Consider the following 8,033-nt stretch of genomic DNA (forward strand, 5'->3'; position numbering starts at 1 on the left):
CAACAGCGGGAACTGCTTTGGCTTTCTTTTAGGTAAATGACAGTTGACGCCGTGGATAAGACGAATCGCCGCGACAAAAAACCTCGCAGGCTTAGCTATCTGGATCATTTCTCGCTAACGTCGAGCATGTGACGACTAACTCAGGAACCACCGCCGCCAGCAAGAAAAAGCCGAAAGGCAAGATCACCGACGGTCTCAGTTTTGGCCGTTTTCCAATCACCGCCGTACAGCCTGTGGTTGAGGGTGGAAAATACCCCGCCAAGGCCCTGCCGGGCGAGGGAATCGTGGTCGGGGCCACTGCTTTCCGGGAAGGCCATGACCAACTCGGGGTCAGCGCCGTCCTCCTGGATCCGCGCGGGAAGGAACGCCAGCGCGTCCGCCTGGCTCCGCCCAGGGGGGAACGCGGCATGGGCACCGATCGCTGGGAAGGTGTCCTCACGCCGTCGGCCGTTGGCAACTGGACGTTCTTCATTGAGGCCTGGCACGACCGCTACGGAACATGGCACCACAACGCCGAAGTCAAGGTGGCCGCGGGCATCGACGTGGAGCTGATGCTCGCCGAAGGCGAAGCACTCCTGTCAGAAGCGGCCGACGACGTCTCCCGCACCGCCTCGGACCGCCGCACCCTGCGCATGGCTGCTTCTGTCCTGGGCAACCCTTCCCTCACAGAAGAGGAACGCCTCGCCGGCGGCTTCAGCGCCGACGTCGCCGCCGTCGTGGACCGCCAGCCAATCCGTGAACTGGTCACGGTATCGGAGCAGTACCCGCTGCTGGTTGAGCGGGACCTTGCCGGTCGCGGCGCGTGGTACGAATTCTTCCCCCGGTCCGAGGGTGCAGTCCGGGACAACAACACGGGAGCCTGGACCTCTGGCAACTTCCGGACCGCAGCACAGCGGCTCGACGCTGTAGCGGCCATGGGTTTCGACGTGATCTACATGCCCCCGATCCACCCGATCGGCGTCCAGCACCGCAAGGGCCCCAACAACACGCTCATCGCCGGCCCGCACGACCCCGGCTCGCCGTGGGCCATCGGCGCCAAGGAGGGCGGACACGACGCCATCCACCCGGACCTTGGCACGTTCGAGGACTTCGACGCCTTCGTGGCCCGGGCCAACGAACTGGGACTGGAAGTTGCGCTGGACCTGGCCCTGCAGGCCGCGCCGGACCATCCCTGGGTGGAATCCCATCCGGAGTGGTTCACCACCCGGGTGGACGGCAGCATTGCCTACGCCGAGAATCCGCCCAAGAAGTACCAGGACATCTTCCCGCTCAACTTCGACAACGATCCCGAAGGGCTCGCCAAGGAGATCCTGCGGGTGGTGCAGCTGTGGGTCAGCCACGGCGTCAGGATCTTCCGGGTGGACAACCCGCACACCAAGCCCGTGTGGTTCTGGGAGTGGCTCATCGCCCAGGTCAACAAAAAGACACCCGGCGTGGTGTTCCTGGCGGAGGCATTTACGCGCCCCGCAATGATGCACGCCCTGGGCCGGGCCGGATTCCAGCAGTCCTACACTTACTTCACCTGGCGGAACACCAAGAAGGAACTGGAGACCTACTTCAGCGAGGTCAGCCACGAGTCGGCCGCGTTCTTCCGGCCCAACTTCTTCGTCAACACCCCGGACATCCTCACCGAATACCTGCAGTTCGGCGGTCCGGCGGCGTTCAAGATCCGTGCGGCGCTGGCTTCCACCGCCAGCCCCCTCTGGGGCGTTTACGCCGGCTACGAACTCTATGAGCACGTGGCGCGTCCGGGCGCCGAGGAGTACATCGACAACGAAAAATTCGAGTACAAGGCCCGCGACTGGGAGGCCGCTGCTGAATCGGGCCGTACGCTCGCACCGTACCTGACCAGGCTCAACAGCATCCGGCATGCCCATCCTGCGCTCCAGGACCTGCAGAACCTGACGGTCCACCAGAGCACCGATGACGCCACCGTGGTGTACTCCAAGCACAAGACCCTGCCGGACGGCACGAAGGACACCATCATCGTGGTGGTCAACGTGGATCCGCATGGCACCAGGGAAAGCACTGTGTCGCTGGACCTGGCCGCTTTGGAGCTCGACCCCGAGGACCTGTCGCCCAACGGCGGGTTCCGGGTGGAGGATCTCATTTCCGGCGAAACCTGGGAATGGGGCGAATACAATTACGTCCGCCTGGACGCGCACGTCGAACCCGCACACATTCTGAGCGTGAGGAGATCGAATCAGTGAGTTTTAACCCGCAGAGTTCCAGCCAGCATTTCACCCCCAAAAGCACGTTTGAATTAAACGCCCCGGGCCTGGCCCACGATCCTCTGTGGTATCGGAAGGCCGTATTTTACGAAGTGCTTGTGCGGGCGTTTGCGGATGCCAACGGGGACGGTTCCGGTGATTTTTCCGGCCTGATTGACCGGTTGGACTACCTGCAGTGGCTCGGCGTGGACTGTCTGTGGCTTCCGCCCTTCTTCCAGTCGCCGCTGCGGGACGGCGGCTATGACATCTCGGACTACAACTCCGTGCTGGACGAGTTCGGCACCATCAGCGACTTCAAGCGACTGGTGGCCGAGGCCCATGCCCGCGGCGTCCGGGTCATCATCGACCTGCCGCTGAACCACACCTCGGACCAGCACCCCTGGTTCCAGGAATCGCGCAAGGACCCTGACGGACCGTTCGGTGACTTCTACGTGTGGAGCGATACCGACGAGAAATACCAGGACGCCCGCATTATTTTCGTGGACACCGAAGAGTCCAACTGGACCTTCGATCCCATCCGCCGGCAGTTCTTCTGGCACCGCTTCTTCAGCCACCAGCCCGACCTGAACTTCGAGAACCCCCGGGTCATCGAAGCCCTCTTCGACGTGGTGCGGTTCTGGCTGGACCAAGGCATTGACGGCTTCCGGGCCGACGCGATCCCCTACCTCTTCGAGGAAGAGGGGACCAACTGCGAAAACCTGCCGGCAACCCACGATTTCCTGCGCAAGCTGCGCGCCATGGTGGATGAAAGCTATCCCGGGCGCGTCATCATCGCTGAGGCCAACCAGCCGCCCAACGAGGTGGTGGAGTACTTCGGCACGGCCGAGGAACCCGAATGCCACATGGCCTTTCACTTCCCGATCATGCCCCGGCTCTACTACGCCCTGCGCGACCAGAAAGCCGCGCCCATCATCGAAACCATGCATGACACCCCCGAGATTCCCGAGGGTGCCCAATGGGGGACGTTCCTGCGGAACCACGATGAACTGACCTTGGAGATGGTCACCGCCGACGAACGCGCCGCCATGCTGGGCTGGTACGCGCCGGACCCTAGGATGCGGGCCAACATCGGCATCCGCCGCCGGCTGGCTCCGCTGCTGGACAACTCCCGGGCGGAAATCGAACTCATCAATGCCCTGCTTCTGTCCCTGCCGGGCAGCCCGTTCCTGTACTACGGTGACGAAATCGGCATGGGGGACAACATCTGGCTTGATGACCGTGACGCCGTGCGCACGCCCATGCAGTGGAATCCGGACCGGAACGCAGGGTTTTCCCATGCTGACCCGGGGAAGCTGTACCTGCCCGTCATCCAGTCCCTGGTTTACAACTACAACATGGCCAATGTGGAAGCCGAGGCCGCCCACTCGGGGTCGCTGCTCCGCTGGACCCGGCAGATCCTCAGCGTCCGAAAGAACCATCCGGCGTTCGGCCTCGGCGCCTTCAAACACGTCGAAGCCGACCATGACGCCGTGGTGTCCTACCTGCGGGAACTCGGGGACGACAACGCCGCAGGGGAGCCCGGGGAAGTCATTCTGTGCGCGTTCAACCTTTCCCAGCACCCGGTCGCGGCGAATCTGCGGCTTCCGCAGTATGCCGGCCGCGGACTGCGCGACGTTTTCGGCGGCCAGCCCTTCCCCGGAATCGATGAAAACGGATCGTTGACCCTGACGCTGGGAAGCCACGACTTCTTCTGGCTGCGGGTCCGCTCGGCGGCGTCGAATCCGTCCTCGCCGCAGACCCAGGCGCTCCCGATTCTGTCCATCGAGAACTGATATGACCCAGCCGAAGCTCACAGCCGCACTGGCCGCAATCCTGCAGGAATGGCTCCCGCGCCAGCGTTGGTTCCCGATAAAATCAGCCGAATTCTCGCTGGAACAGGCAGGCAGCCTGGGCCTGGAGGACCCAGCAGGAAAGGTCCGACTGGAGGTCTTCCTGCTTGCCGTGACCTCCCGGACAGCCGACGGGGGACAACGCACGGACGTGGTCCAGGTACCCCTGAGCTATCGCGACGTCCCGCTTGCCGGCGGTGAAAACGCCGTGGTGGGCCAGGATCCGGAGGCCGGGATGGCGTGGATTTACGATGCCGTGCATGATCCGTCCTTCGTGTCCGCCTGGCTGGAACTGATCCGCTCGCAGTCCGCGCCGGCGGCAGGGGCGGCGACCGGCCACCGGACGTCCGCCAACTACCGCCTGCCCACCGCCCACGGCATGGTCAAGGTCCTTTCCGGGGAGCAGTCCAACAGTTCCGTGATCGTGGACGACGGCGACTCCGCGGCCATCGTAAAGTTCTTCCGGGTGCTCTCCGAGGGTAAAAACCCGGAAGTCGAGGTGGGTGCGGCGCTGACCGCCGAAGGGACCTCCGAGGTCCCCGCCACCCTGGGCTGGGTGCGGGGTGAGTGGCAGGCTCCTGTGCAAGTGGCTGCGTCCCAACCGGCGGGGGAGACCGGCCCCGGTCCCCGGCAGGCGCAGGGCGAACTGGCTGTTGCGCATGAATTCCTTGCCGGCGGCCGCGACGCCTGGCGCCTCGCCGTGGATGCCGCCCGTACCGGAGCCGACTTCACGGCGGAGGCGCGGGCCCTCGGGGCCGCCACTGCCACCGTCCACCGCCGCTTGGCGGCTGCCTTTGGAACCTCGGGTGAGGCAGTCCCCGGGCAGGTGATTGCGCCCGGAGTAGCCCAGCGCGTGCGGCAGGCATGGACGGAAGCCGCTGCCGCCGTCGGACCCTACGACCAAGAGCTGCAGGCGCTGCTGGGCGGCCTCGACGGAGTGGAAGCCGGGCCCCTTCAGCGGATCCACGGCGATCTCCACCTCGGGCAGATCCTGCAGGTACCCGGCCACGCCGGCGAACCCGGCCGCTGGGCCATCCTCGACTTCGAAGGAGAGCCCCTCCGGCCCATTTCGGAACGCAATTTCCCCGACGTCCCGCTCCGGGACGTGGTGGGGATGCTGCGCTCCTTCGACTACGCGGCCGGTGCGGCTGAACGTGAGTACCAGGGTGCCCGCGTTCCGGCATCCTGGGTGGACGACTGCGCCAACGCATTCGTCGCCGGCTATGCCGCCGTCACGCCGGGAATCATCGACCGTACTTCGCCGCTCTTTGTGGCATTGTGGCTGGACAAGGCGCTTTACGAAGTTGTTTATGAATTGCGGAACAGACCTGACTGGCTGGCCATTCCCACGAATGCGTCCAGGCGGCTCCTCAGCGTTCAAGGCTCCGGCGATCATGCCGGGGCAGCATCGGAAGGTAACAACATGACAGGTTCAGCACCCACAGACAGGCCGAGTGCACCGCTTCAGGTGGACGAGGCTACCCTGGGCCAGGTGGCCAACGGTGAGCACCACGCACCGCACTCGGTGCTCGGCGCCCACCTGGACAGCCACGGTCACGTCACGGTCAGGACGGTCAAGCACCTGGCGGAGTCCGTGAGCGTGGTGACGGCCGCCGGTTCGGTCCCCATGACCCACGAGAAGTTTGGGGTGTGGGTCGCCGTCATGGAGCCGCTCCAGGCAGGCCACGTGCCGGACTACCGGCTGGAAGTTACCTACCCCGGGGCCGAACCCGTCACGGTGGACGAGCCCTACCGCTACCTGCCCACTGTCGGGGAAGTGGACCTGCACCTCATCGGTGAGGGACGGCACGAGAAGCTCTGGGAAGTCCTTGGCGCCCACGTCCAGCACTACAAGTCCTCGCTCGGCGACGTGGACGGTGTTTCCTTCGCCGTCTGGGCACCGAATGCACAGGCCGTCCGCCTGAAGGGCGACTTCAACTCGTGGGACGGCCGAGAACACGCACTCCGTTCGCTGGGGTCTTCCGGCGTCTGGGAAGTCTTCATTCCCGGCGTCTTAGCAGGGGCGTGCTACAAGTTCGAGATTAGGACCAAACACGGCAACTGGGTCGAAAAGGCCGATCCACTGGCGTTCGGTACTGAGGTCCCGCCGCTGACGGCTTCCCGGGTGGTTGAGCCCTCCTACGCGTTCAAGGACGCCGAGTGGATGGAAGCACGCGCGCAGCGCGACCCGCACAATTCCCCGATGAGCGTCTACGAAGTCCACCTCGGCTCGTGGCGCCTTGGCCTGGGCTACCGCGAGCTCGCCACGGAACTGGTGGAGTACGTCAAGTGGCTTGGTTTCACGCACGTGGAATTCATGCCGGTGGCCGAGCACCCCTTCGGCGGCTCCTGGGGCTACCAGGTGACGTCCTACTTTGCCCCCACCTCGCGGTTCGGGCATCCGGACGAATTCCGGTTCCTGGTTGATTCACTGCACCAGGCCGGCATCGGTGTCCTGCTGGACTGGGTACCGGCGCACTTCCCCAAGGATTCCTGGGCCCTGGCACAGTTTGACGGTGAAGCGCTGTACGAACACGCCGATCCGAACCTGGGCGAACACCCCGACTGGGGAACGCTGATCTTCGACTTCGGGCGGACCGAGGTGCGAAACTTCCTGGTGGCCAACGCGCTGTACTGGCTCGATGAGTTCCACATTGACGGACTCCGAGTGGATGCGGTGGCCTCCATGCTGTACCTGGATTACTCCCGGGAAGACGGGCAGTGGTCACCCAACCGTTTCGGCGGCCGGGAGAACCTCGAAGCCATCTCCTTCCTGCAGGAAGTCAACGCCACTGTCTACAAGACCCACCCGGGCGCGGTGATGATCGCCGAGGAGTCCACAGCGTTCCCCGGCGTGACCGCCCCGACAAGCCACGGCGGCCTGGGCTTCGGCCTGAAATGGAACATGGGCTGGATGCACGACTCCCTCAAGTACGCCTCCGAGGATCCGGTCAACCGCAAGTGGCACCACGGGACAGTTACGTTCTCCATGGTGTATGCGTTCACGGAGAACTTCCTGCTCCCCATCAGCCACGACGAAGTTGTGCACGGCAAAGGATCCATGCTGCGGAAGATGCCAGGGGACCGCTGGCAGCAGCTGGCCAACCTTCGCGCATTCCTGGCGTACCAGTGGGCCCACCCCGGCAAGCAGCTCATCTTCATGGGCACCGAGTTTGGCCAGGAGGCTGAGTGGTCCGAACAGCACGGCCTCGACTGGTACCTTGCCGACATTCCGGCGCACCGCGGCATGCAGCTCCTCACCAAGGAACTCAACGAGCTGTACAGCACAACACCGTCGCTGTACGCCCGGGACAACGAACCCGGCGGATTCCAGTGGATCAACGGCGGTGACGCTGACCGCAACGTCCTGACGTTCATCCGTTGGGACAAGGACGGCAACCCGCTGGTCTGTGCCATCAACTTCTCCGGTGGTCCGCACGTGGGCTACGCGATCGGCGTTCCCGCAACGGGAGCCTGGGTTGAGGTCCTCAACACCGATGCTGAGTCCTACGGGGGATCGGGTGTTCTTAATGCCGGTCCCCTGACTGCCACGGACGCGGGACTGGATGGTCAGCCGGCCACACTGACCGTAACGCTGCCGCCGCTGGGCGCAGCGTACTTCAAACCCGGCACGCAGACGCTGGCCGGGCAGCCCTCCTCTGCACCGAAGGCTGTGAAGCCGCTCTCTTAAATCCGAAGGAAGAAGCCCGGAATCCCTTGAGATTCCGGGCTTTTTCGTTGGACGAAGGAGCTGCGGCGGGAGGCCGTTCCGGGGTCGGGTGGTCATCCCGGACAAGTGGTGGTAGAGTTTATTTCCGCGCTGCTCCACGGAGTCAGACGGAAAAATCGACACGAAAGCCTTACGGCAATGAGGGTCGCGGACGCCGGTTTGACAAGGGTGAGACCAGCCGGTATGTTTGGAAGGTTGCTCCGGAGCGATCCATGATGGTTTTTTTGTTGTGGTGGTGCCGGG

At 64.3% G+C, this 8,033-nt stretch carries 3 protein-coding genes; all 3 read left to right on the forward strand.

Going from position 1 to position 8,033, the window contains the following annotated elements; genetic code table 11:
• Window positions 1–128 precede the first annotated feature (128 nt).
• Genes NQJ30_RS11630 through NQJ30_RS11640 form a run of 3 tightly spaced genes read left to right on the forward strand, consistent with a single transcriptional unit; the run spans window position 129 to window position 7,751 of the window.
• Window positions 129–2,210, forward strand: coding sequence for an alpha-1,4-glucan--maltose-1-phosphate maltosyltransferase (locus NQJ30_RS11630; RefSeq protein ID WP_308215210.1), 2,082 nt, complete (start codon window positions 129–131; stop codon window positions 2,208–2,210).
• Complete coding sequence (gene treS / locus NQJ30_RS11635) at window positions 2,207–4,003, forward strand: maltose alpha-D-glucosyltransferase (protein WP_255770074.1); 1,797 nt, start codon at window positions 2,207–2,209, stop codon at window positions 4,001–4,003. Before NQJ30_RS11630 ends, treS begins: the two co-directional genes overlap by 4 nt.
• A 1-nt stretch (window position 4,004) precedes the next feature.
• Window positions 4,005–7,751 carry a 1,4-alpha-glucan branching enzyme gene (locus tag NQJ30_RS11640; RefSeq protein ID WP_255770075.1) on the forward strand — a complete coding sequence of 1,249 codons (3,747 nt, stop codon included), beginning with the start codon at window positions 4,005–4,007 and terminating at the stop codon, window positions 7,749–7,751.
• Window positions 7,752–8,033: the final 282 nt, after the last annotated feature.

The organism is Pseudarthrobacter sulfonivorans (assembly GCF_024391045.1).
GTDB classification, from domain to species: domain Bacteria; phylum Actinomycetota; class Actinomycetes; order Actinomycetales; family Micrococcaceae; genus Arthrobacter; species Arthrobacter sulfonivorans_B.

Excerpts from the sequence above, each read along its gene's own strand:
- NQJ30_RS11640 (WP_255770075.1), top strand. The coding sequence starts at position 4,005 with ATGACCCAGCCGAAGCTCACAGCCGCACTGGCCGCAATCCTGCAGGAA.